Annotated in this window: 1 protein-coding gene; it reads left to right on the forward strand. The window is 61.2% G+C overall.

Annotated elements, in window-relative coordinates:
• Nucleotides 1-33 precede the first annotated feature (33 nt).
• On the forward strand, nt 34-268 hold a 235-nt coding region (locus tag SB847_RS21180), incomplete at its 3' end, for a hypothetical protein (RefSeq protein ID WP_410578598.1).

Raw genomic sequence — 268 nt, forward strand, 5'->3', positions numbered from 1 at the left:
TCGAAAATCTTCGAACTCAGCAACGATCGCGGCATCGAGGCCGGATACTTATCTGCGGGAACGGTGGTCTGGACATCGGCCGTGGGCGGGAAGCCCCAGCGCGTTTCAGCGCCCGTAATGCTGACCTCCATCATGCTGACGGTCCGTCCCGGCGAGGACGACTACGAGCTGCAGCTGACCGAGCAGGCCCGGATGAACCCTGCTTTGGTGCGGCACTTGAAAACCGTGCACGGCATTGTCTTTGACGTTAACGCGGTGGCACGCATGG

This window comes from Bacillus sp. SIMBA_026, assembly GCF_046535335.1.
In the GTDB taxonomy this organism is placed as follows: Bacteria; Bacillota; Bacilli; order Bacillales; family Bacillaceae; genus Bacillus; species Bacillus velezensis.